The 22,066-nt window shown below is 62.6% G+C and carries 21 protein-coding genes, 2 tRNA genes and 1 pseudogene; 14 read left to right on the forward strand and 10 right to left on the reverse strand.

Translation table 11 applies throughout. The features are described from left to right. Window positions 1-187: 187 nt before the first annotated feature. The 6 genes from DVDV_RS15850 to DVDV_RS15875 all read right to left on the reverse strand — a co-directional run bounded on the left by DVDV_RS15850 (window position 188) and on the right by DVDV_RS15875 (window position 5,782). Window positions 188-688, reverse strand: a complete 501-nt coding sequence (locus DVDV_RS15850; protein ID WP_075355610.1) for a 3-isopropylmalate dehydratase small subunit — start codon at window positions 686-688, stop codon at window positions 188-190. A gap of 93 nt (window positions 689-781) precedes the next feature. Beyond that, complete coding sequence (gene leuC, locus DVDV_RS15855) at window positions 782-2,047, reverse strand: 3-isopropylmalate dehydratase large subunit (RefSeq protein WP_075355611.1); 1,266 nt, start codon at window positions 2,045-2,047, stop codon at window positions 782-784. Next, on the reverse strand, window positions 2,026-3,573 hold the full coding sequence (locus DVDV_RS15860) for a 2-isopropylmalate synthase (RefSeq protein ID WP_075355612.1): 1,548 nt from the start codon (window positions 3,571-3,573) through the stop codon (window positions 2,026-2,028). The genes leuC and DVDV_RS15860 overlap by 22 nt, the downstream gene beginning before the upstream one ends. 122 nt (window positions 3,574-3,695) lie before the next feature. Continuing rightward, on the reverse strand, window positions 3,696-4,469 hold the full coding sequence (gene pssA / locus DVDV_RS15865) for a CDP-diacylglycerol--serine O-phosphatidyltransferase (protein ID WP_075355613.1): 774 nt from the start codon (window positions 4,467-4,469) through the stop codon (window positions 3,696-3,698). A gap of 43 nt (window positions 4,470-4,512) precedes the next feature. Further along, window positions 4,513-5,157, reverse strand: coding sequence for a phosphatidylserine decarboxylase family protein (locus DVDV_RS15870; RefSeq protein ID WP_075355614.1), 645 nt, complete (start codon window positions 5,155-5,157; stop codon window positions 4,513-4,515). Then, window positions 5,150-5,782: an HAD family phosphatase gene (locus DVDV_RS15875; RefSeq protein ID WP_139311638.1), complete on the reverse strand. Its 633-nt coding sequence runs from the start codon at window positions 5,780-5,782 to the stop codon at window positions 5,150-5,152. Before DVDV_RS15875 ends, DVDV_RS15870 begins: the two co-directional genes overlap by 8 nt. A 128-nt stretch (window positions 5,783-5,910) precedes the next feature. Between DVDV_RS15875 and DVDV_RS15880 the strand changes: the two genes are divergently transcribed. From DVDV_RS15880 to DVDV_RS15890, 3 genes are all read left to right on the forward strand, one after another. Next, window positions 5,911-6,870 carry a DUF523 and DUF1722 domain-containing protein gene (locus DVDV_RS15880; protein ID WP_075355616.1) on the forward strand — a complete coding sequence of 320 codons (960 nt, stop codon included), beginning with the start codon at window positions 5,911-5,913 and terminating at the stop codon, window positions 6,868-6,870. A 14-nt stretch (window positions 6,871-6,884) separates the two neighbouring features. After that, a complete protein-coding gene (locus tag DVDV_RS15885) occupies window positions 6,885-8,006 on the forward strand; it encodes a serine hydrolase (protein WP_075355617.1) in 1,122 nt (373 codons plus the stop codon). Window positions 8,007-8,095: 89 nt separating this feature from the next. Beyond that, window positions 8,096-8,554: an Hsp20/alpha crystallin family protein gene (locus DVDV_RS15890; protein ID WP_075355618.1), complete on the forward strand. Its 459-nt coding sequence runs from the start codon at window positions 8,096-8,098 to the stop codon at window positions 8,552-8,554. Between the two features lie 264 nt (window positions 8,555-8,818). Here DVDV_RS15890 and DVDV_RS22390 read toward each other — a convergent pair whose 3' ends face one another. Beyond that, window positions 8,819-9,037: a hypothetical protein gene (locus DVDV_RS22390; protein WP_139311639.1), complete on the reverse strand. Its 219-nt coding sequence runs from the start codon at window positions 9,035-9,037 to the stop codon at window positions 8,819-8,821. On the opposite strand from DVDV_RS22390, the gene DVDV_RS15895 reads away from it, so the two are divergent. From DVDV_RS15895 to cyoE, 10 genes are all read left to right on the forward strand, one after another. Then, window positions 9,002-9,076: transfer RNA gene (locus tag DVDV_RS15895), tRNA-Cys, on the forward strand. The two genes, DVDV_RS22390 and DVDV_RS15895, sit on opposite strands and share 36 nt — an antisense overlap. Before the next feature lie 14 nt (window positions 9,077-9,090). After that, window positions 9,091-9,165, forward strand: a tRNA-Gly gene (locus DVDV_RS15900). 102 nt (window positions 9,166-9,267) lie between these two features. Beyond that, window positions 9,268-9,999 carry a methyltransferase gene (locus DVDV_RS15905; protein ID WP_175577118.1) on the forward strand — a complete coding sequence of 244 codons (732 nt, stop codon included), beginning with the start codon at window positions 9,268-9,270 and terminating at the stop codon, window positions 9,997-9,999. Between the two features lie 31 nt (window positions 10,000-10,030). Beyond that, window positions 10,031-11,776 (forward strand): YcaO-like family protein, encoded by a 1,746-nt coding sequence (locus tag DVDV_RS15910; RefSeq protein WP_075355620.1) that lies wholly within the window; start codon window positions 10,031-10,033, stop codon window positions 11,774-11,776. A gap of 290 nt (window positions 11,777-12,066) precedes the next feature. Beyond that, window positions 12,067-12,384 carry a TusE/DsrC/DsvC family sulfur relay protein gene (locus DVDV_RS15915; RefSeq protein ID WP_006921540.1) on the forward strand — a complete coding sequence of 106 codons (318 nt, stop codon included), beginning with the start codon at window positions 12,067-12,069 and terminating at the stop codon, window positions 12,382-12,384. 473 nt (window positions 12,385-12,857) lie between these two features. After that, window positions 12,858-13,757, forward strand: a complete 900-nt coding sequence (cyoA, locus tag DVDV_RS15920) for a ubiquinol oxidase subunit II (protein WP_075355621.1) — start codon at window positions 12,858-12,860, stop codon at window positions 13,755-13,757. Between the two features lie 22 nt (window positions 13,758-13,779). Beyond that, window positions 13,780-15,747, forward strand: a complete 1,968-nt coding sequence (gene cyoB, locus DVDV_RS15925) for a cytochrome o ubiquinol oxidase subunit I (RefSeq protein ID WP_075355622.1) — start codon at window positions 13,780-13,782, stop codon at window positions 15,745-15,747. A gap of 56 nt (window positions 15,748-15,803) precedes the next feature. Then, window positions 15,804-16,421 carry a cytochrome o ubiquinol oxidase subunit III gene (gene cyoC, locus DVDV_RS15930; protein ID WP_254845408.1) on the forward strand — a complete coding sequence of 206 codons (618 nt, stop codon included), beginning with the start codon at window positions 15,804-15,806 and terminating at the stop codon, window positions 16,419-16,421. A 1-nt stretch (window position 16,422) separates the two neighbouring features. Further along, window positions 16,423-16,746, forward strand: coding sequence for a cytochrome o ubiquinol oxidase subunit IV (cyoD, locus tag DVDV_RS15935; protein ID WP_075355623.1), 324 nt, complete (start codon window positions 16,423-16,425; stop codon window positions 16,744-16,746). A gap of 10 nt (window positions 16,747-16,756) precedes the next feature. Next, window positions 16,757-17,626 carry a heme o synthase gene (gene cyoE, locus DVDV_RS15940; RefSeq protein WP_075355624.1) on the forward strand — a complete coding sequence of 290 codons (870 nt, stop codon included), beginning with the start codon at window positions 16,757-16,759 and terminating at the stop codon, window positions 17,624-17,626. Between the two features lie 229 nt (window positions 17,627-17,855). Here the strand turns inward: cyoE and DVDV_RS15945 are convergent, their stop codons facing one another. From DVDV_RS15945 to DVDV_RS15955, 3 genes are all read right to left on the reverse strand, one after another. Next, the gene (locus DVDV_RS15945; protein WP_075355625.1) at window positions 17,856-18,458 is read right to left on the reverse strand and encodes a hypothetical protein; all 603 of its coding nucleotides are present in this window, start codon (window positions 18,456-18,458) and stop codon (window positions 17,856-17,858) included. A gap of 198 nt (window positions 18,459-18,656) precedes the next feature. Beyond that, window positions 18,657-19,751 (reverse strand): glycerol dehydrogenase, encoded by a 1,095-nt coding sequence (locus tag DVDV_RS15950; protein WP_075355626.1) that lies wholly within the window; start codon window positions 19,749-19,751, stop codon window positions 18,657-18,659. Between the two features lie 138 nt (window positions 19,752-19,889). Further along, window positions 19,890-20,450, reverse strand: coding sequence for a DUF4125 family protein (locus DVDV_RS15955; RefSeq protein ID WP_075355627.1), 561 nt, complete (start codon window positions 20,448-20,450; stop codon window positions 19,890-19,892). Between the two features lie 281 nt (window positions 20,451-20,731). Between DVDV_RS15955 and DVDV_RS15960 the strand changes: the two are divergent. Further along, window positions 20,732-22,066: pseudogene (locus tag DVDV_RS15960) on the forward strand (hypothetical protein); the annotation flags it as partial.

Here is a 22,066-nt window from a genome sequence, read left to right on the forward strand (position 1 = left end):
ATCATCCCCCCGGACCCCCTGAATGGGAGGCAAGCTTATGAAAGAGGAGTGCTCGTTTTGGTTGGCTGCCGGTGTTGTCAGGCTGTTGGAATGTATTCCAACCCGCTTACGCAGACCCTACCCCCCTTTACAGGGGTCTGGGGGGATTATCCCCCCAGCCGCCGGAGGCACTCTTCGTTTCGCCTTATTATGAAGCCCGCTCGGCTAAGCGATCCTGGACGTAGGGGATGAGGCCGCCTTTGTCGAGGATGCCCTGCATAAACGGCGGCACGGGTTTGCACTGGATGGCGACGCCGGTGGTGACATTTTCGATGATGCCGGTATCGGCATCGACTTTGAGTTCGTCGCCGTCGTGGATTTTGGACACGTCGTCGCCGATTTCCAGCAGCACGAGGCCCATGTTGAAGCCGTTGCGGTAAAAGATGCGGGCGTAGCTGTGGGCGATGACCACGGGGATGCCGGCTCCAAGCAGGGCCACCGGGGCGTGCTCGCGCGACGAGCCGCAGCCAAAGTTTTCGCCGGCGACCATGATGTCGCCCTTTTTGACTTTCTTGATCCAGCCTGCTTCCAGGCCTTCCATGCAGTTGGCCCCGAGTTCGTCGGGATCGGTGGTGACCAGAAAACGGGCCGGAATGATGGCGTCGGTGTCGATATGCGCGCCGACCGTATGTGCTGTACCATGATACATGGCGTATCTCCTTATAGAACTTGCCCCATTGCAGGGGTCCGGGGGGATCATCCCCCCGGCCGCCGGAGGCATCTTCGCCTTTATCCTACTCCACTACACCTTCGCCGGGTCGATAATCTCGCCGGCGAGGGCGGCAGCGGCGGCAGCGGCGGGGCCGGAGAGGTAGACTTCACTTTCCAGGCTGCCCATGCGGCCTTTGAAGTTGCGGTTGGTGGTGGCGATGGCCCGTTCGCCGCCGGCCAGGATGCCCATGTGGCCGCCGAGGCACGGCCCGCAAGTGGCGGGACCGACGATGCAGTTGGCGTCCATAAAGGTCTCGATGAGTCCTTCGGCCAGGGCCTGGCGCCAGATATTGGGGGTGGCGGGCAGGACGATGCAGCGCACGGAGTCGGCCACTTTTCTGCCTTTGAGGATGCTGGCTGCTTCGCGCAGATCTTCAATGCGTCCGTTGGTGCACGAGCCGATGACGGCCTGGTCGATGGGCAGGCCGGCCACGGCGGACACGGGCTTGACGTTGTCGGGCAGGTGCGGGCAGGCGATCTGCGGCTCCATGCCGTCGGCATTGATGGTGACGGTGCGTTCGTAGACAGCATTGGGGTCGGCGGTAAGGGCCCCGTCACCGGTGCGGCCGTGGGCTGCGGCGTAGGCCAGGGTCTTGGCGTCCACCGGGAACAGGCCAACCTTGCCGCCGGCTTCGATGGCCATGTTGGACATGGTCATGCGGCCTTCGACGGACAGGGCGGCAGCGAGGTCGCCGGTGAATTCCAGAGCTTTGTAGAGCGCGCCGGACACGCCGATGGTGCCGATGAGCGCCAGCATGAGGTCTTTGGCTCCGACGTACTGGCGAAGCGTGCCAGTAAGGATGACCTGGATGGTGGGCGGCACCTTGAACCAGGTTTCGCCAAGGGCCATGCCGGCGGCGATGTCGGTGGAGCCCATGCCGGTGGCGAAGGCACCCAGGCCGCCGTAGGTGCAGGTGTGGGAGTCGGCACCAATGATGACGTCACCCGGGCCGACGAGGCCGAGTTCGGGCAAAAGCGCGTGTTCGACGCCGACGTTGCCGCCCTCGAAGTAATGGGTGATGCCCATTTTCTTGGCGAATTCGCGGCAGACTTTAACCTGTTCGGCCGAGGCGATGTCTTTGTTCGGCGTAAAGTGGTCGGCCACGATGGCGATCTTGTCTTTGTCAAAGACGGCGGCAGCGCCCATCTTTTCAAAGGACTTGATGGCAAGCGGCGCAGTGATGTCGTTGGCCAGGACCAGGGAGAGCCGGCAACGGACGATCTGCCCCGGACCGGTGATCTGCTCGTCGCTGTGCTGCTGCAGGATTTTCTCGGCTAAAGTTGCGGTTGCGGGCATATCCGTTCCTCCTCTTTCTTGGCCAAACGATTGAGCGCGTTGATAAAAGCCAGGGTGCTGGCCATGATGACATCGTCGTGGACGCCGCGGCCGACGGTGGTGGCCGCGCCGTCGCGGATGCGCACGGTCACTTCGCCCTGGGCGTCGGTGCCGCCGGTGATGGCGTTGATCTGGTATTCTTCCAGGTCCGGTTTGCGGCCGACAGCCTGGCAAACGGCGTTAAAGACCGCATCCACCGGGCCTGATCCGGCGGAATAGTGGCGTTTTGTCTCGCCCTCCACCTGCATTTCGACCACGGCAAAGGGAGCAAGCTCCACATTGCCGCAGTGGACCGACAGGTATTGCAGGGCATAGCGGTCCGGGCGGCGCAGGACTTTTTCCAGGATGAGGGCTTCGATGTCTTCGTCGAGGATGCGCTGCTTGCGGTCGGCGAGCTGCTTGACGGCGTCGAAGACCACCAGCAACTCGTCGTCGGTGATGGTATAGCCGAGTTCCTTGACCTTGGCGTCCAGGGCATGGCGGCCGGAGTGCTTGCCAAGGACCACCACCGCCCCTTTGCGGCCGATGTTCTCGGCGGTCATGATCTCGTAGGTGCGGCGATCCTTGAGGATGCCGTGCTGGTGGATGCCGGACTCGTGGGCAAAGGCGTTGCGGCCCATGATGGGGGCATAGGGCGGGATGGGCTGGCCGATGATGCCGGAGAGGCGGCGGCAGGAGGGGAAAAGCTCCTCGGTGACGATGCCCGTGGTCAGATTATAGTAGTTGGGACGGGTGTTAAGGCCCATCACCACCTGTTCCAGGGAGGCGTTGCCGGCCCGTTCGCCGATGCCGGAAAGCGTCACTTCGGCCTGCCGGGCCCCGGCGTGCAGCGCCGCCAGGGTGTTGGCCACGGCCAACCCCAGGTCGTTGTGGCAGTGGACGGCGAAGGTGACGGCCTCGGCTCCGCGCACCGTGGCGCGCAGATGGCGGATGAGGTCGGCGAATTCGGCCGGCTGGGCATAGCCGACGGTGTCGGGGATGTTGAGGATGGTCGCGCCGGCGGCAATGACCCTTTCGCATACGGCGACCAGGAAGGCCGGGTCGGAGCGCGAAGCATCCTCGGCCGAGAACTGGACCTCGACGCCTTTGCTGGCGGCATGGCGCACGGCAGCCTCGGCCATGTCGAGCACCTGGGTCGGGGTTTTGCCGAGCTTGTGCACCATGTGCAGTTCGCTCGTGGCCAGGAAGGTATGGATACGCCGGCGCTCGGCCTTTTTGATGGCCTCAAAGCCCCGGTCGATGTCTGCGGCCAGGGCCCGGCACAGAGCGGCCACAATCGGGGTCTTGACGGCAGCGGCGATGGCGGACACGGCCTGGAAATCGCCTTCGCTGGCAGCGGGGAAGCCGGCCTCGATAATGTCCACGCCAAGCGTTTCGAGCTGGCGGGCCATGCGGACCTTTTCCTCGCGGGTCATGGTGGCTCCGGGCGACTGTTCGCCGTCCCGAAGCGTGGTGTCGAAGATAAATACCCTGTTGTCGTCGGGCATAAGAGTCTCCCCTTTCCCCGCGTTTTCGCGGAGAGGAATGCACACGTGTGATCACGCGGCTGGGCTATGGTTAGCCTGGGGCCGGGGCAATGACAAGAAATGTCAAAAAGAGGATAATGGTATTATGAGAGTTCCTGGAGGGACTCCCGTAGCTTGGAGGCGCGGCGGGGCAGAATGAAGAAGGTGTAGAGGATGCCGGAGGCAAGATAGGCGGAGAAGAGCAGGAAGCCCATGAGCCACGGTTCGGAAGCCACGACGACAAAAAGCAAAAGGGCCGTCACCATGGCGCTGAAGGGATGGGCCTTGACCAGCCCGAATTCCTTAAACGAGGCGTAGCGTACGCGGCTGACCATGAGAAAGGACAGGGTGTAGACGAGAAAGAGGCAGGCCTTGGGCATGACGGCGGCGGCAATGTCGTCGGGCAGATACTGCTCGAACATGTAAAACAGCGAGATCATGCAACCGGCGGCCGGGATGGGCAGGCCGACGAAAAACTTCTTGGAGGCTGTGGCCTTGCCGGACATGACGTTGAACCGGGCGAGGCGAAGCGCGCCGCAGGCCACGAGCATAAAGGCGGCCAGGATGCCCAGGCGGCCGAACCGGGCCAACTGCCACTGGTAGACCATGATGGCCGGAGTGACGCCAAAGGCGACCAGATCGGCCAGGGAGTCGAACTGGACGCCGAAATCGCTGCTGGTGCCGGTCAGCCGGGCCACCTTGCCGTCGAGTCCGTCGAAGAGGCAGGAGAAGAGAATGGCCAGGGCGGTCATGTCGAAGCGGCCCTCGATGGCCCACAGCGCACCAAGAAAGCCAGCGAACAGGCTGGCCATGGTGAACAGGTTCGGCAGGATGTACACGCTCCTGCGAGCCCGGCTCTGGGTGATTTTCTCTTCCATCACTTCCGCTTTTTCGATGGTGCGGGTGGTAAAACCCCGCCCCCTACTCGGCCTTTTTCGCCAAAACGGTGACACCCGCTGTGGTTTTCTGGCCCATTGTGACAGCCGGAGCATAGCCCCGCGGCAGATAGACGTCAAGGCGCGAGCCGAACTTGATCATGCCGTAGCGCTCGCCCCGGCCGAGCCGGTCGCCGACCTTGGCCGGACAGACGATGCGCCGGGCAATGAGTCCGGCGATCTGCATGACCGTGAACCGCGCGCCCTCGGCGTCGGTGACCACGATCATGTTGCGCTCGTTGTCGGTCGAGGCCTTGTCCAGGGACGCATTGAAGAATTTACCGGGGATGTAGCGCACTTCCGAGACCACGCCGGTGACCGGCGAGCGGTTCACGTGGACGTTAAAGACGTTCATGAAGATGCACACCACCTGGCGCGTCTCGCCGGAAGCCGGATCGGTCGCCTCGCCCATCTTGCAGACCACGCCGTCGGCCGGGGCCACGGCGATGCCGGATTCGACCGGGGCGGCCCGGTCGGGATCGCGAAAGAAATTGAGCGAGAAAAACGTGAGCAGCAAAAAGAGCCCGGCCAGCCAGGGCCAGCGCAACACGGCGGTGATCAGGGCGGCCAGGGCGAAAAATCCGATGATCGGCAGTCCGTCGCGGGCCAGTCCGCAGATGGGATTATACATGGGTGGCTCCAAGGGGCGGACACAAGGCGGCCAGTGCATCAACAAACGAGGCCCGGTCCCGGTAGAGGATGGTTTTAAAGCCCAGTGCGGCAGCCAGATCCGTGTTGTGGGCGGCGTCGTCGATAAAAAGGGACGCCTGCGGCGAAACGCCCAGGGTCGTGAGGGCCAGCTGGAAAAAGGCAGCCTCGCGCTTGCTCGTGCCGTGGTGGTAACTGTTAAAGACCATGTCGAAATGGGAAAAGACGTCATGGCGGGCGTCGAGTCGGGCCAGCCATTCGGTCTGGTCGCTCAAAATCGCGGTCTTGAGCCCGGCCGCCCGGGCCGCGTCGGCCACGGCAAACATGAAGGGCCGGGGCACGAAACGGGACAGCACGGCCTCGGTCAGGTCGGCATCCTCGCCAGCAATACCGGTGGCCTGGCGAAAGGCCTGCCAGAACCCGGCTTCGTCACAGCCGCCGACCACATACCGGGTGGTCCAGGCCATTTCGTAGGCCAGGGGCACCACTTCGGCCGGATCACGCCCGGCTGCCCTGGCGATATCGATGAGCCCCTCGCGGAAGCCTTCCTCGGCCAAAACGCCGCCGAAATCGAAAAAAATAGCGGTAAGTCCGCACAATTGTTCCATACACATCCCAGATTCCGGCTGCATCGCTTCCCATGACGGCTCAAAGCCCGTACAGTGGCATTTGCCTGGATGGCTTTAGCCGCAAACATGCCACCAGGCAAGTCGGGAATTCTCCCTGGAGGGAAACCATGTCCGAAACCATCCGCGTCGGGGTCAGCGCCTGCCTGCTCGGCCAGCCTGTCCGCTACGACGGCGGCCATAAGCGTGATCTTTATATTATAGATACCCTGGGCCGCTATTTCGAGTTCGTTCCGGTCTGCCCGGAAGTGGAGTGCGGCCTGAGCGTACCCCGGGAAGCCATGCGCCTGGTCGGCGACCCGGACGCGCCGCGTCTGGTCACCATCAAGTCCGGCCTCGACCACACCGACCGGATGCAGGCCTGGGCCGCCGGGCGCGTTGCGGAACTGGCCGAAGAAAACCTGTGCGGATTTATCTTCAAATCCAAGTCGCCGTCGAGCGGTTTCACCCGGGTCAAGGTCTATAACGACAAAGGCTCGCCAGCCGAACGCGGGGTCGGCCTGTTTGCCCGGGCCTTCCTCGACCGCTTTCCCCTGATCCCGGTCGAGGATGAGGGCCGCCTCCATGACGACAAGCTGCGGGAAAACTTCATCGAACGGATCTTTACGCTGACCCGCTGGCGCGCCGCCCTGGCCGGCGACGGCCAAAGCTCACTCACCTCCCGGGTCATCACCTTCACCAGCAACCACAAGCTGCTGCTCATGGCCCACAGCCCGGAACTGGCCCGGCAGCTCGGACGGCTGACCGCCGAAGCCAAGAACTGGCCGGCTGATGCCCTGCGCCAATCCTACGAGACCATCCTCATGCGGGCCCTGGCCCTGCCGGCCACCCCGGCCAAACACGCCAACGTGCTCCAGCACATCATGGGCTATTTCAAGAAAGTGCTCACCTCCGGGGAAAAGGCCGAGCTTAACGAGGTCATCGACAACTACCGCCTCGGCCTTGTGCCGCTGATCGTGCCCATCACCCTGCTCGTCCACTACACCCGCAAATACGATGTGGCCTATTTAAAAGACCAGGCCTACCTGACACCGCACCCCATCGAACTCAAACTGCGCAACCACGCCTGAGCCGGAGCCTGTCCATGCCGCGACGTCCGCCCCTGTTCCCTGCCCCGATCTTCCTGGCCGCACTGGTCCTCCTGGCTTTGGCCGCCCCGAACGTCCGGGCCGCCTCGCTTCCCGGCCGGCAGGCCACGGCCCATATCGTCGAGAACCTGACCCGTTCCGGCCGGGTGCACGGTCTGGTGGTGGGCTATGTCAGCCCGGCCGGCCAGAAGGTCTACGGCTTTGGCCAGCGCGGCGAAGGACGCTCGGCCAAGGCTCCGGACGGCAGCACGCTCTTCGAGATCGGCTCCATCACCAAGACCTTCACCGGCCTGCTCCTGGCCCAGTCCGTCCTGTCCGGCCAACTGCGCGACACCGATCCCATCCGGCTCACCCTGCCGCCCGGGACCATCGACAAAAACTCCCCCCTGTGGTGGGTGAGCTACCTCGATCTGGCCACCCACAGTTCCGGGCTGCCTGAAGCGCCGGACAATATGCCCTCGAAAGATCCGCAAAACCCCATGGCCGGCTATTCCACCGGCCTGCTCCTGCGCTACGTGGCCAAGGCCGGCCTCATCGCGCCCCTTGGCCAGAACTTCTATTACAGCAACGTCGGCGCGGCCCTGGCCGGCTACCTGCTGGCCAGGACCGCCGGCGTTGACTACGAAACCCTCGTGGTGGACCGCATCTGCACGCCCCTTGGCCTGCGCGACACCCGGGTGACGCTGACGGAAGACCAGCGCTCCCGCATGGCCCACGGCCATGACGCCAAGGGCAAGGTCGTGCCCAACTGGGAGGTCAGCGGCCTGGAAGGCGCCGGGGCGCTGCGTTCCACCGCCGACGACCTGCTTGCCTATGCCGCCGCCAACCTGGGCGTGAACATGACGCCGCTGCTCCCGGTCGCCCGGCTGGCCCATCTGCCGCGCAAGCACGTGTCCGCGATACCGACCCTCTACATCGGCTATTTCTGGAACGTCATGAATTTTGGCGGCCGAGAATACGTGCTCCACGCCGGCCGCTCCGGCGGCTACTTCGCCCTGGTCCTCATGTCCCCGGCCGACCTGTCCGGGGTGGTGCTCCTTTGCGACACCGAAGGCGATTTCGCCAAGGAAGGCTGGAAGCTCCTGGAATTACTGACCGGCAAATCAGCCGGCTCCTAAACTGCATACGGCCGGCACGGCCTTGACTGGCCAGACCGCGTGCTTATCAAAAAAGTATCCCCATTTTTATATGAACGGAGGTTTGGACCATGTTCAAGCATCTGTTGCCCCGTTTGCGGGAGCGCTCCATTGCCGCCAAACGCCCGGTGAGTCTGGCGGACATGATGGAGGAGTTCTGGCGCGAGCCCTTCGCCTCCCTGGCCCCGGTCTTTCGCGATGGCGGCTATCCGGCCGTGGACGTCAGCGAGACCGAGGGCGTGGTGACCGTCAGGGCGGAGCTGCCCGGCCTTGAACCGGCCGACGTGTCCATCAGCGTGGAAAACGACGCGCTGATCCTTCGCGGCGAAAAGAAGTTCGAGGGCGAAGAGAAAAAGGACGACTACCACCGCATTGAACGAGCCTACGGTTCCTTTTCCCGACTCATCCCGCTGCCCGGCAAGGTGAAGGAGGCCGAAGCCAAGGCCCGCTTCGACAAGGGCGTGCTCACCGTCACGCTCCCCCGCGACGCGGCCGAGGCTGCCCGCAACATCCCCATCGAAGGCGCATAGCCTGCCTTGCCGCCCAAAGGCCGGAGCCTGTACCGCTCCGGCCTTTTTTATGGGAGGCCGGGCGGGCCTGGACGCATATCCGGGCCGGTTGCCCAAGACGGCCATGGAAATCCCGTGATGTTTCCATGGCCGTATGGCTCCGAATTGGGGCGAGGCGGCCGGTTTTTGCGGGCCTGCGGGCCGGCCTTGAGTCCCGGGCGGGCCAACCGGGGGCAGGGGCGGCCTAGACCGCGGCCCGCAGCCTTCAAAATTTATCCTTTATTTTTAAGCACTTTGAAACGCTTTTTTGAATTTTTTGAAATTTCTTGTTGACGAGCGGGCCGGATTTTGACAGTTATGCGCCTCGGCAACGGCGGCCGCCCCGCCGAGTCGGACCGGACGGAAAAGATTGAGAAAGTTATTGACAACCGGGCCGGCAGCGAGTAAACAAATTGCTCCTTGAAACGAGGCGGCATAGCCAAGTGGTAAGGCAGAGGTCTGCAAAACCTCCATTCTCCGGTTCAAATCCGGATGCCGCCTCCACAGCCGAACATTGAGCGGGAATAACTCAGTGGTAGAGTGCAACCTTGCCAAGGTTGAAGTCGCGGGTTCAAATCCCGTTTCCCGCTCCACTGAAAAATCGACAGGGCCGGCCCACAAAGCCGGCCCTTTTTCTTTGCCATGTCCCCGCAATTGCGCTATTGCCGGAAATTCATACCGCAATGGGAGTGTTTGTGGACACAGCCATCCCCCTCACCGCCCCCCTCGACGAACTTCTGGACGCTGCCAAAAAACGCTACGACGTGCATTTCGAGCCCGTGGCCGTTGACGGCGAAACCCTGGAACTGCTGCAGCTTGACGACGTGGCCGCGCTCATTGACCAACAGCTGGCCAAAGCCGGCGACGGCCCGGTCGATCTGCCCTACTGGGCCACCATCTGGCCCGCCGCCCTGCTCCTGGCCCATTCCCTGCGCCACCTCGGCCCGCCGAACGGCCGGACCCTGCTGGAAGTCGGCTGCGGCGTCGGGCTGGTCGGCCTGTTTGCCGCCAAAAAAGGGTTTCCCACCCTTTTAACCGACATCCATCCCGACGCCCTGCTCTTCACCCAGATCAATATCCTGCAAAACGGCCTGTCCGACACCGCCAGCGTGGCCAGGGCCGATTTCACCACCGACCGTCTGGGCCGGCGTTTCGACGTCATCCTCGGGGCCGAAGTGCTCTACCTGCAGGACACCTACCGCAGCCTGCTCAAATTCTTCCTGGCCCACATCGCGCTCAAAAAAGACGCTGCCTTGCTGTTGTCCAAGGACTTCACCCGCAAGGCCACCCGGTTCATGGACCTGGCCGCCGAGGAATTCACCATTGCCGAGCGGGTGGTGGGCTACAAGGAAACGGCCCCCGAGTCCGGGGAGCCGGAACGCAAGCTGTGCCAGATCTACCGCATGACGCCCAAAAAGGTCGCCTAGGCGGCAACCCATACCCGAACGGAAACATTGCATGGATCACCGCGACACCCTGGCCCCGGGCCTGACCCATCGCCCCAAGGGCTACACCGTCGATCAGGATAAGACCATCACCCCGGCCGAAACCGTGGCCCGGGCCAAGGCCGCCTTTGCCCGGCTCGGCTCCGGCGTGCTGGCCGAAACCAAGCGGATCGACACCGGACGCCTGGGCATCCCGGTCTTTTTAAGCATCTGCGGCGACGCGGCCCGGGCTGTCATGCCCACCCGCAAGCAGATGGGCAAGGGGGCGTCCCCGGAGCAGGCCGAGGCCTCGGCGCTGATGGAACTGGCCGAACGCTACAGCTTTTTCTCCTTCTGGCGCGACGAGGACCGGTTTTTCCCGGCCACCTGGAGCGAGGCCGAGGCCCGGTTCGGCGACGCGCTCATCCCCTTGGCCGTCATCCGGGCCTCGGTCGGCGAGACCTTAAGTGACGACGAGGCCCGGCGCATCCTGGATCTCGTGCCCTGGCGTTTCGTGCTCGTCCGCGATGTGGCCCAGGGAACGGATGTGGCCGTGCCCCTGGACTGGTTTAAGATCCTCAACGAATTCAACGGGTCTTCCGCCGGCAACTGCTTTGAGGAATCCGTGCTCCAAGGAGCCTGCGAGCTGGTCGAGCGCCATGTCTGCACCATCATCGACCGCACCCGGCCAACCCTGCCCACCATCGACCCGGCCAGTATCGACGATCCGGTACTCAATACGCTCATGGACGCCTTCACCAGCCAGGGCATCAAGGTGTGGCTCAAGGACTTCACCCTGGACCTGCCCGTGCCGACCATCGGGGCCATCGCCTACGATCCGGATACCTTTCCCCACGCCTCGGAGATCGTTTTCACTGCCGGCACGGCCACTTCCCCGGCCAAGGCCGCCATCCGGGCCCTCACCGAGGTGGCCCAGCTGGCCGGCGATTTCGAGAGCCTCTCCAACTACGAGGCCTCGGGCCTGCCCAAGTTCACCAGCCTGGACGCGGCGGCCTGGGTGACCGAGGGACCGCTTGCGCCCCTGGCCGGCCTGCCCGGCATCGAGCGCAACGACATTGCCGAGGAACTGGCCGAGCTGGCCAAGGCCCTGGGGACGCGCGGCTTTCCCCTTTTGACCGTGGACACCACCCATCCCGAACTCGGGCTTTCGGCCAACTACAACGTGGTACCCGGTTTTCTCTTTCGCGAGCGCACCCCGGCCGCCAGCCTCGGGCTGTTCACCGGCCGCCTGCTGGCCGAGGAGGCCGATCCGGCCACGGCCGACGCCGGTCTGGCCGCCCTGGCCGAAATCTACCCCAGCGCCCCCTTTGTCCCCTTCTTCGAGGGCGTGCTGTCCCTTCGCCTGGGTGACGCCGAGGCGGCCGCACCCCAGTTTGCCTGCGCCGAGGCCCTCCAGAAAAGCGCCGAGGACAAGGGGCTGGCCGCGTTTTACCAGGCCCACGCCCTGTCCCAGCTTGGCCGCTTCGACGACATCGTGCCCATCCTTGACCGGGCAGTCGCCTACTGTCCCGAAGTCAAAGAATATTTCAATCTGCGCGGCGTGGCTCATTACAAGGCCGAGCGGTACGAGGCGGCTGCCGCCGACTTTGCCGCCGCCCTGGAACTGGATGCCGGTTCGGCCATGGATCTGGCCAACCTGGGACTGTGCCAGGCCAAAATCGGAAACGACGCCCTGGCCGTGCACTATCTGGAAGCGGCCCTGGCCCTTGACCCTTCCATCACGTTTGCCAAGGACCAACTGGCCGCCATGGGCCGGTAAAGACTGCGTAAAGTTGTCGCAACAGCGTAGCATAACGGACGAAATCGACGCAGGGCTGTCGCCTTCGCTTTGAAAAGCCGTTGACAACAACAGGTTTTCAAGGATACGTTCGGAAAGTAACGCGGGAGCCTGAAGCTGCCATGAGAGCCGGTTCCCTGACAAGTACGACCCATCGGGCATCAAGGGTGCTCTGATCTATGGGTGAGGCCTCCCCGCTTCGCGGGTGGCATTGGAATCGCCCGGCTCCCCTGTCGGGCGCTTGTATTATCAACCTTGTAAGGAGGATGCGCATGGCTACTGTTGAGTACAAAGGCAAAACCTTCGAGGTCGACGAAGACGGCTTCCTGCAGAAGTTTGAAGACTGGACCCTGGAATGGGTTGACTACGTGAAGGACTCCGAGGGCATCAAAGAGCTGACCCCGGAGCACAACAAGGTCATCGAGTTCCTGCAGGACTACTACAAGAAGAACGGCATCGCCCCGATGGTGCGCATCCTGTCCAAAGTGACCGGATTCAAGCTGAAGCACATCTACGAGCTGTTCCCGTCCGGACCCGGCAAAGGAGCCTGCAAAATGGCCGGCCTGCCCAAGCCCACCGGCTGCGTCTAGTTCTCGCTTCTCTTCGAGGGAAAAAGGCGGCGGGGCAACTCGTCGCCTTTTTTTGTTTCCAGCCTCCGCCAACGCATCCCGCTTCCAGAGCAGCCCGGCCTTGCCTGCCGGGCTGCCGGACCGTCCCCCCTGCCCCTTCCTCCAAATCCCGCTGCCCGGTTTCGCCGCCTCCCGGTCGCCTGGTTGCGCCCAACCCGCCGCCGGACTGTCACCGCCACGCCGTCGCGAAGCCGCCGCAAACCTCCGGATTGCGAAAGACCGCTTGCTGCCCCGTCCCGGGCGCTGCGGCCGGGCAACCCAACCATCGCCCCTCTTCGCTGCCGCCGCCCGGGGCCAGCTACGCCCCCACATCCGGCACTGCCTGCGGCAACAGGGTATTGAGCACCAACGGCGTTGACAGGAAGATATGAAAAAAGTAGATAATTCGGTAAGGTCGAAACCAGACATGTCCGTCAATGCGCTGAGGTAGGCAAATGAAACGAAAATGCTATTTCGGATTCGCAGTGCTCCTGCTCCTGTGTGCCGTCACCGTGCTCCAAGGCTGCAGCGAACTCATCGTTTTGAATCCGAAAGGACCAATTGGCCAGGATGAGCGCTTTCTCATTATTATGTCATTTGTCCTCATGCTGCTGGTCGTCGTCCCCGTCATCATCATGTCCCTCTGGTTTCCCCTCAAATACAGGGCAACGAACAAGAATGCCGACTATGACCCCAACTGGTGCTATTCCAAAAAAATAGAAATAGCTATGTGGCTCGTGCCGCTGGCCATTGTGTCGGTGCTGTCGTTTTTTGCCTGGCGCGACACCCATCGCCTGGACCCATATCTGCCCCTCAAATCCGAAGCCAAACCGCTCAATGTCAAAGTGGTGAGCCTGGACTGGAAGTGGCTGTTCATCTACCCCGAGCAAAACATCGCCGTGGTCAATGAATTCGTTTTCCCGGCCAAGATCCCCCTCGGTTTCCGGCTCACCTCCGATACGGTCATGACCTCGTTTTTCATCCCGCAGCTTGGCAGCCAGATCTATGCCATGGCCGGCATGGAAACCAAACTGCACCTCATGGCTGACGAACCGGGCGAATACATCGGCCAGAACCAGCAATTCAGCGGCGCCGGCTATCCGGCCATGACCTTCAAGGCCATTGCCGACTCCAGGGAAGGCTTCGAAGCCTGGGTCAAAAAGGTCAAGCAGGCTCCGGAGCGGCTTGACGTGGCCCGTTTCAAGGAACTGCAAAAACCGAGTTCGAGCGTGCCGGTCCTCTATTTCTCCACCGTGGACCCAGAGTTGTTTGACTACATCATCCACCAATACAATCCAATGCCCATGGGCGCGCACAACGCAGGCGAAAAAACCCATTCCGGGCACGGACAATAGGGCCACACGGAGGACCGCTGCAATGTTCGGAAAACTGACTCTCGCTGCCATCCCGTACCATGATCCCATCGTCATGGGAGCGGTCGTCGGCTCCCTTCTGGCAGGGTTTTGCATCCTTGTCCTGGTTACCTACTTCAAGAAGTGGACCTATCTGTGGAAGGAATGGCTGATCAGTTTTGACCACAAGAAAATCGGCATCATGTACATCATCTTGTCGCTGGTCATGCTCCTGCGCGGCTTTTCCGACGCCATCATGCTGCGCACGCATCAGGCCATTGCCCTGGGCTCCTCCCAGGGCTTCCTGCCGCCGGACCACTTCAACCAGATTTTCAGCGCCCATGGCACGCTCATGATCCTGTTTCTGGCCATGCCGTTTCTCTCGGGCCTCATGAACATCATCATCCCGCTCCAGATCGGGGCGCGCGACGTGGCCTTTCCCTTTCTCAATTCGGTGAGCTTCTGGCTGACCGTGGCCGGCACCATGCTGATGATGGTGTCCCTTGGCGTCGGGGAATTCTCCCGGGCCGGCTGGTCAGGCTACGCCCCCCTGACCGAACTGGCCTACAGCCCGGATACCGGCGTGGATTACTGGATGTGGTCCATCCAGATAGCCGGTCTTGGGACACTGCTGACCGGGGTCAATTTCCTGGTGACCATCTTGAAGATGCGCGCCCCGGGCATGACGCTTATGCGGATGCCGCTTTTTACCTGGACCGCCGTCTTCACCAACGTGCTCATCATCTTCTCGTTTCCGGTCCTGACCGTCGCCCTGGGCCTGCTCACCCTGGATCGTTATCTCGGCATGCATTTTTTCAGCAACGACATGGGCGGCAACATGATGATGTACACCAACCTGTTTTGGACCTGGGGCCATCCCGAGGTCTACATCGTCATCCTGCCGGCCTTTGGCATTTTCTCTGAAGTCGTCAGCACCTTTTCCAGAAAGAAACTCTTTGGCTACGGCTCGCTGGTGTACGCCACGGCTGCCATCATGTTCCTGTCCTTTGCCGTCTGGGTCCACCACTTCTTTACGATGGGAGCCAGCGCCAACGTCAATATCTTCTTTGGCATCTCGACCATGCTGATCGCCATTCCCACCGGCGTCAAAGTGTTCAACTGGCTCTTTACCATGTATCGCGGCCGGGTACGCTTCACCACGCCGCTGTATTGGACGCTGGGATTTCTTTCCACCTTTGCCGTGGGCGGCCTGGCCGGCGTCCTTTTGTCCCTGCCGCCGGCGGATTTTGTGCTGCACAACAGCCTGTTTCTCATCGCCCACTTCCACAACATGCTGGTTCCCGGAACGCTTTTCGGCTTCTTTGCCGGCTACGCCTACTGGTTTCCCAAGGCCATCGGCTTTCGCCTCAACGAGACCTGGGGCAAGCTGGCCTTCTGGTGCTGGCTGATCGGCTTTTATATGGCCTTTATCCCGCTGTATATCCTCGGATTCATGGGGATGCCCCGGCGGATGCAGCATTACGACAACCCGGCCTGGCAGCCCTACCTCATCATTGCCGCCCTGGGCACGGGCATCATTTTGCTTGGCATCGGCTGCATCGTCATCCAGCTCCTGGTCAGCATCCGGGACCGCCACGCCAATCGCGACACCACCGGCGACCCCTGGGATGGCCGGACCCTGGAATGGGCGACCTCGTCCCCGCCGGCAGTCTATAATTTCGCCACGATTCCGGTGGTCGAGGACCGCGACGCCTTCTGGGACATGAAGGAAAAGGGCATCGCCTACCAGCGGCCCGACCACTACGAGCCCATTGAAATGCCGAAAAACTCCTGGCACGGCGTGGCCATCGGCCTGCTGGCCTTCCTGTTCGGCTTTGCCATGATCTGGTACATCTGGTGGCTGGCCATCGTCAGCTTCCTTGGCCTCATTGCCGTGGTGATCGCCCGGGCCAGCCTTGACGACATCCACGAAATCATCCCGGCGGCCGAAGTCGCGCGCATTGAAAACCTGCGCTATCGGGAAATGGCCTAGGTGCGCGGAAATCAATCGAACAAAAGACCGAACATGGTCTGTCCAGGGAGGGTTGCATGATGGCGACCGACGCGACGCTTGCGGCTACTATGCCAAACACCCACGGCGAAAGCCACGACACGGCCTCCATCCAGGCCCTGGGGTTCTGGATTTACCTGATGAGCGACCTCATCATCTTTGCCGGGCTCTTTGCCACCTATGTGGTCCTTTCCCACAACTATGCCGGCGGTCCGACCGGAAAGGAACTGTTTGACCTGCCCTACGTGTTGGGCGAGACCCTGTTCCTGTTGTGCAGCAGCGCCACCTTCGGTCTGGCCATGCTGGCCATGCGCAAGGGCGACACCCGCCCGGTCATGCTGGGACTGGGCGTCACCTTCCTGCTCGGCCTGGGCTTTCTGGCCATGGAGCTCCACGAATTTGGCCAGTTGATCCACGAAGGGGCCGGACCGCAGCGCAGCGGCTTTCTCTCGGCCTTTTTCGCCCTGGTCGGCACCCATGGGGCCCATGTGGCCTGCGGGATGCTCTGGATGGTGGTCATGGTGGTGCAACTGGCCACCAAGGGCCTGACCGGGCCGGTGCAAAGCCGGCTCCTGCGGCTTGGCATGTTCTGGCATTTCCTGGATATCGTCTGGATCAGCCTTTTTACTGTCGTCTACCTGATGGGGGTCATGTAAGATGCACCAGACACATAACGACGCCGCCGGAGCCCATACCGGGTCGCTTCGGTCCTACTGCACGGGATTCATTCTTTCCATCATATTGACGGCCATCCCGTTCGCCCTGGTCATGACCGGAGCCCTGCCCCAATCCGCCACCATTTTCTGCATTTTTTCCGCCGCCGTGGTCCAGATCATCGTGCAGCTCCATTACTTCCTGCATCTCGACACCTCGTCGGCCATGTACTGGAATCTCATGTCGCTCCTGTTCACCTTCTTTATCATCTTCCTTTTTGTAGGTGGATCGATCTGGATCATGTACAGCCTGCATTACCGGATGTGAGACCTGATACGTGCTCAAAGACTATGTGATTGTTGCCAAGCCATGGATCGTTTTCGCCAACATCCTCTCGGCGTGCGGCGGCTTCTTTCTCGCTGCCCGGGGGCAGGTCGATCCGGCCCTTTTGGGGGCCGTCCTGTTTGGCACGTCGGCTGTTGTCGCCTCGGCCTGTGTCTGCAACAACTATATTGACCGCGACATCGATACGTTGATGGAGCGCACCCGCCGTCGCCCGCTGGCCCGGCAGGCCATCGCTCCCGCCAGCAGCCTCCTCTATGCCCTGGCGCTTGGCCTCCTCGGCGTGGCCGTCCTTTTGCTTGGCACCAACCTGCTGGCCCTGGCCATCGTGCTGGCCGGCTTTGGCGTCTACGTCGGCGTCTACAGCCTGTATCTGAAACGCAATTCCGCCTCCAGCACCCTGGTGGGCAGTCTGGCCGGTGCCGCCCCGCCCCTGGCGGCCTACTGCGCCGTGACCGGCCGGTTGGACCCGGGCGGCCTGATCGTGCTGGCCATTTTCAGCCTTTGGCAGATTCCCCACTCCTACGCCATAACGATCTACCGCTTAAGCGACTACGCCGCCGCCGGCCTCCCGGTCATGCCGGTCAAACATGGCGTTTCGGCCACCAGAAAAGACATGCTCGTGCATATCTTCGCCTTCGCCCTGGCCGCGCAGGCGCTGCCCGTTTGCGGCTATGTCGGAAGCGCCTACGCCGTCGCCGTCCTGGGCCTGAGCCTGTATTGGTTTTTTATTGCCTGGACCGGACCCCAAGCCCAGACCGAAGTCCTGTGGGCCAGAAAACTCTACCGCATCTCCATCCTGGCCATTATCGTCCTTAGCGTCATGATGTCCCTGGACTACGCCGCCCCGGTTCCGGCCGGCTGATTGCCCCGCCCGGCCACCCGGGGCGCGGCTCCTAAGACGGGTGAAACAGGCCCGCCCCCGCCGGAAACAAGGCCGGGACGCGCACCCGCGGGTTCGCAGCGGGCAGGGCCTGAGCCGGTGCGCTTGTCCCGGAGAGGTTGCATGGGAAAAATGAAAGCGCCGGGCTGCAAACGCAGCCCGGCGCTTTGGCGCGCGGTGGGTCAAGCCGACCGGACCGGCCGGGCCGCTGTTACAGGCCGATAACCGACAGGTCTTCGCGCGAACAGGCTTTTTGCTTTTCGCACAGCCGGTTGGCCGTCTCCTGCGACATGTAGATGGCCACATTGAAAAACTTGCACTTTGAAAACGTCGTATGCCGGAAATGCGCAGCGGTATTGACCGTTGCATCATTTTTGACCACGATCCAATCGCATAGTTTAAAGGTGCAGTTGTCCAGATCGCTGTCTGCCAGCAAATAGATCGAACCCGGGCCTTGTATTTCGCAATCCTCAAATTCCTTGTTCTCATTCACCAGAAGAAAGGCTGAAAAAAAATCGGATATTCGTATCCGTTCCTGTTCATAACGGTCTTTTAACGTGATCCCGTCCTGGGGCTGGTAGGCAATGATATACTTTCTGGCCTTGTCCACTGCAGCGACAGCCAGGACAACGATCAGGGCGACACCAGAAAACAGCAAGGACGTCAGTATGCCAACGATGATCCATGTTCCAAGCACATTCGGTTTGAAGCTGTTGGTGAGATAGGCAATCAACGACAGGCAACACGCCGTCGCAATCACGAAGATCGCCACTGCATGTTTTATAAAAAACGTGGTCAGCGCATTGCCTTTCATGGTTCTCCCTCCAAGTTCTGACGTTCCTTCATTTTCTTCCATCGAACGCGAGGAAAGTCAATTCCCGATCCCCAACGCAACGCCCCGCCCCCCCTGTGCCGCTTTTTTTCAAAGGTTCGCTCGCAGTATTTTAAGAAAATACAGCCATTTCGATATGTTGTTGATCTTCTCGAATACGCGAAGCGAAAGGACAGGCTACTAGGCCGGCCGACGGCGACGGCCTTCGGCATCGGCGGCCCTGAGGGCGGCAAAGACCACGGCCGGGGAGATTTCCACCGGCTCGTTGTGGATGCTTTCTCCGGGCGCGCAGGCCTTTTGCGCCACCTGCAGCAACTCCTCGTCCGACACGTCGGCAAGCCCCAGGTCGGCCAGGGTGGTCGGCAGGCCAAGGGACAGGCACAGGTCGTAGACTTCGTTTAAAAGCGCCACGGGCCTGTCTGTCAGGAAAAGCGAGGCGAGCACGCCAAAGGCCACTTTTTCGCCGTGGCTGCGGCCGTGGACGCCCGGAAGGGCGGTGAGGCCATTATGGATGGAATGGGCCGCGCCAAGGCCGCCGCTCTCAAACCCCAGGCCGCTTAAGAGCGTGTTCGCTTCGACGATGCGCTCCAGGGCCGGTGTGACCACTCCGGCCTGGCAGGCCGTGCGCGCCAAAAGCCCCCAGTCCCGGACGGTCTCATAGCACAACCGGGCCAGGGCATGGGCGGTCATGGACCCGACGTCCCCGGCGATATTGGGGCTGCGGCTACGGCGGCAGGAATCGGCCTCAAACCAGGTGGCCAGCGCATCGCCCATGCCGGCCACCAGAAACCGGGCCGGGGCCTTGGCCATGATCGCGGTATCGACCAGCACCAGATCGGGATTGCGGGGCAACACGTCCACCCGCTCAAACACCCCTTCCGGGGTGTAGATGATGCAGACCGAGCTGCAGGGCGCGTCCGTGGAGGCGATGGTCGGGACCACGGCCACGGGCAGCCCGGCCCGTGCGGCCACGGCCTTGGCCGTGTCCAGGGTCTTGCCGCCGCCAAGGGCGGTTATGGTCTGCGCCCCGAAGGCCGTGGCTGCAGCGTGGAGCCGGCTGATTTCCGCATCCGTGCATTCCCGGCCGAACCGCTCGATGTGCACGGCTCCCGCCTGCTCAAGCTGCGGCAGGACGGGCGGCAGCAGATGCTCCAGCGGATGCGGGGAGCAAATGAGAAAATGGCGGTTGCCCAGGCGGGCCAACTCCCGGCCCAACCGGGACAGGGCCCCGTTGCCCTGGACATAGCGTCCGGGAAACAGCGTTGTCGTGATCATGGGTTCCCCCTTGGCCGGGACGCCGGGTCCTGGCAACGGTTCGGTTCGTGCAAACAAAGCTCCCGGAGCAACACCGGCTCCGGCCGGGGAAGGGACGTGCCCGGCGCACCCGTGGTAACAGACCGGCGGCCGGCAGCGCTAGGCCTTGTCCAGGGCCGCCTCCCGGGCCGCCAGGGAGGCATAGCCCATACGCCGGCACAGCAGTTCATGGCGCTCTTCCACCATATTGCGCCCCGCTTCCCGGGCTGCCTGGACTTCCTCGGCGTACAGGGCCAGCGTCCGCCCGGACAGGCCCTCCAGTTCGCAGGCCACATAGCGGCGGAAAAGGACGCCGCCGGTGCTTTTGATGGCCACCGGGTAATGCGCCGCAGCCTCCTCCAGCCACTCGGCCTCGGCATCAGCGATCAAGGCGATGTGCGGGCTGTCCGCTCCTGACGGGATCTCGCCCGACAGGCGGCCGTATTTCTCGGCAATGAAATTGCGCCCGGCAGCTTCGGCCTGCGAAAGGTCCTCCAGATAGGAGGCCAGGACCGCGTCGGTGTGCACGGCGTGGGCCATCCAGCGCAGGAGCCGGAAGGCGTCCGGATTCTGCCGCCCGGAGGCCGGCTCCTCTTCGTTTTGGGTGGCCAGGAACATGGCCAGTTCCTTTTCAATGATGCTTGCAAGAAGGGCTTCCCTGGTTTCGTTTGTACCGTGCATCGCTGTCTCTGCTTGTAAAGGTTGGTCTCGGACGGTTCCCCTCCGGGGGGGCGGGCCAAAGCCCGCAAGACGTCTCATCCGGCCCGGCCCCCTGTCCACCGAAAGCTGCAGCACCCCGTTGCCGGCCCCGAAGCCGACGCCGGGCCGAAGCGTTTCCCTGAGATCGTTATCATTGGCGCTATTCTTGCGTTATCAACCGCAAGTTGGAGCAGTAGGCAAATATTTCCCGCGCCCAGGCCTTCCGGGATTAACGCCATGACCCAATCGCAAGGAGTCCGCCAGTGCTTGCATCCTCAATCGCGACGTACACCCCTGAGGCTATTGCCGGCCTGTCGACGACCACGCTGCGAAGCCTGGCCGCCACGGACTTTGCCGCGCTCATGGAATCCCAGGTCGAGGCGTTCTCCACCACCCAGGTCGCTGCCCTGACCGTCAATCAGGCCGCCGCCCTGACCATCGACCAGATCGTATATTTCAGCGCCGTCCAGTTTTCCGCCCTGACCAAGGCCCAGGTCGCCGTCTTTGGTGCGGACGAAATTGCCGCCCTGTCCACCACCCAGATGGCAGGACTTACCGCCAACGACATCCGCGAACTGACCGTCACCCAGATTGCCGAGCTGACCACCACCCAGGTGGCGGCCCTGTCCACCACCCAGATTGCCGCCCTGACCGCCGCCCAGGTGGGAGCTCTCCAGGAAACCCAGGCCGCGGCCTTATCTGCCGACCAGTTGGCCGCCTTCACGATCGGCCCGTTCAAAAGCCTCAAGAGTACTGTCCTGGCGAGCCTGAGTCCCAGCCAGATGGACGCCCTGACCACCACCCAGATTGGTGAACTGACCGCCACCCAGGTCAAGGGGCTCACCGAAGACCAGATCGCCGGGCTGGAACTGACCCAGGTCGCCGCCCTGGCCGCCATCGGCCTGGCCGCCCTGTCCTCCACCCAGGCCAGCCAGCTTGCGGCAACCCAGTTGGCCGTGCTGACCGCCACCCAGTTAAAGAGCGTTGCCGCCGCCGCCATTGGCGGCCTGACCCCGGAACAGCTGGCTACGCTGACCGGCACCCAGCTCACCGCCCTGACCACCACCCAGATAAAGGCCCTGGACGGCGGCCAGGTCGCCGCCCTGACGCCCGAACAGCTGGCCGGCCTGACCGGAACCCAGTTGACCGCCCTGACCACCACGGCCATCGAAGCCCTGAGCGAAACCCAGCTCGCATCGCTGAGCATCGTCCAGATCAGGACCGTCGGCAGCACCTGGGTCCACGCCTTGAACGCCGACCAGACCGCCGCCCTGACCACGGACCAGATCACCGCCCTGACCACCACCCAGTTAAAGGGCCTGACCGCCACGGACCTCGGCGAATTCACGGCTACGGAACTGGCGGTGCTGACCGCGGTCCAGACTGCGGCCTTTACCTCGACCAGCATCAAGGGGCTTTCCGAAGAACAGATGGCCCTTTTGTCCACCGCCCAGATCGCCGGGTTGACCGCAGCCGCAGCCAGTGCGCTGGCGCCCACCCAACTGGCCGCCCTGTCCACGGACCAGATCGCCGCCCTGACCAAGACCGCCTTTAGCGGACTGACCTCCACCGGCATCGGGGCCCTGACCGCTGCCCAG

The organism is Desulfovibrio sp. DV, assembly GCF_001936595.1.
In the GTDB taxonomy this organism is placed as follows: domain Bacteria; phylum Desulfobacterota; class Desulfovibrionia; order Desulfovibrionales; family Desulfovibrionaceae; genus Solidesulfovibrio.

What these genes read in the sequence shown, in the direction of transcription:
- DVDV_RS15850 (WP_075355610.1), bottom strand. Translation starts at nt 688, where the DNA reads ATGTATCATGGTACAGCACATACGGTCGGCGCGCATATCGACACCGAC.
- leuC (WP_075355611.1), bottom strand. Translation starts at nt 2,047, where the DNA reads ATGCCCGCAACCGCAACTTTAGCCGAGAAAATCCTGCAGCAGCACAGC.
- DVDV_RS15860 (WP_075355612.1), bottom strand. Translation starts at nt 3,573, where the DNA reads ATGCCCGACGACAACAGGGTATTTATCTTCGACACCACGCTTCGGGAC.
- pssA (WP_075355613.1), bottom strand. Translation starts at nt 4,469, where the DNA reads ATGGAAGAGAAAATCACCCAGAGCCGGGCTCGCAGGAGCGTGTACATC.
- DVDV_RS15870 (WP_075355614.1), bottom strand. Translation starts at nt 5,157, where the DNA reads ATGTATAATCCCATCTGCGGACTGGCCCGCGACGGACTGCCGATCATC.
- DVDV_RS15875 (WP_139311638.1), bottom strand. Translation starts at nt 5,782, where the DNA reads ATGGAACAATTGTGCGGACTTACCGCTATTTTTTTCGATTTCGGCGGC.
- DVDV_RS15880 (WP_075355616.1), top strand. Translation starts at nt 5,911, where the DNA reads ATGTCCGAAACCATCCGCGTCGGGGTCAGCGCCTGCCTGCTCGGCCAG.
- DVDV_RS15885 (WP_075355617.1), top strand. Translation starts at nt 6,885, where the DNA reads ATGCCGCGACGTCCGCCCCTGTTCCCTGCCCCGATCTTCCTGGCCGCA.
- DVDV_RS15890 (WP_075355618.1), top strand. Translation starts at nt 8,096, where the DNA reads ATGTTCAAGCATCTGTTGCCCCGTTTGCGGGAGCGCTCCATTGCCGCC.
- DVDV_RS15910 (WP_075355620.1), top strand. Translation starts at nt 10,031, where the DNA reads ATGGATCACCGCGACACCCTGGCCCCGGGCCTGACCCATCGCCCCAAG.
- DVDV_RS15915 (WP_006921540.1), top strand. Translation starts at nt 12,067, where the DNA reads ATGGCTACTGTTGAGTACAAAGGCAAAACCTTCGAGGTCGACGAAGAC.
- cyoA (WP_075355621.1), top strand. Translation starts at nt 12,858, where the DNA reads ATGAAACGAAAATGCTATTTCGGATTCGCAGTGCTCCTGCTCCTGTGT.
- cyoB (WP_075355622.1), top strand. Translation starts at nt 13,780, where the DNA reads ATGTTCGGAAAACTGACTCTCGCTGCCATCCCGTACCATGATCCCATC.
- cyoC (WP_254845408.1), top strand. Translation starts at nt 15,804, where the DNA reads ATGATGGCGACCGACGCGACGCTTGCGGCTACTATGCCAAACACCCAC.
- cyoD (WP_075355623.1), top strand. Translation starts at nt 16,423, where the DNA reads ATGCACCAGACACATAACGACGCCGCCGGAGCCCATACCGGGTCGCTT.
- DVDV_RS15945 (WP_075355625.1), bottom strand. Translation starts at nt 18,458, where the DNA reads ATGAAAGGCAATGCGCTGACCACGTTTTTTATAAAACATGCAGTGGCG.
- DVDV_RS15950 (WP_075355626.1), bottom strand. Translation starts at nt 19,751, where the DNA reads ATGATCACGACAACGCTGTTTCCCGGACGCTATGTCCAGGGCAACGGG.
- DVDV_RS15955 (WP_075355627.1), bottom strand. Translation starts at nt 20,450, where the DNA reads ATGCACGGTACAAACGAAACCAGGGAAGCCCTTCTTGCAAGCATCATT.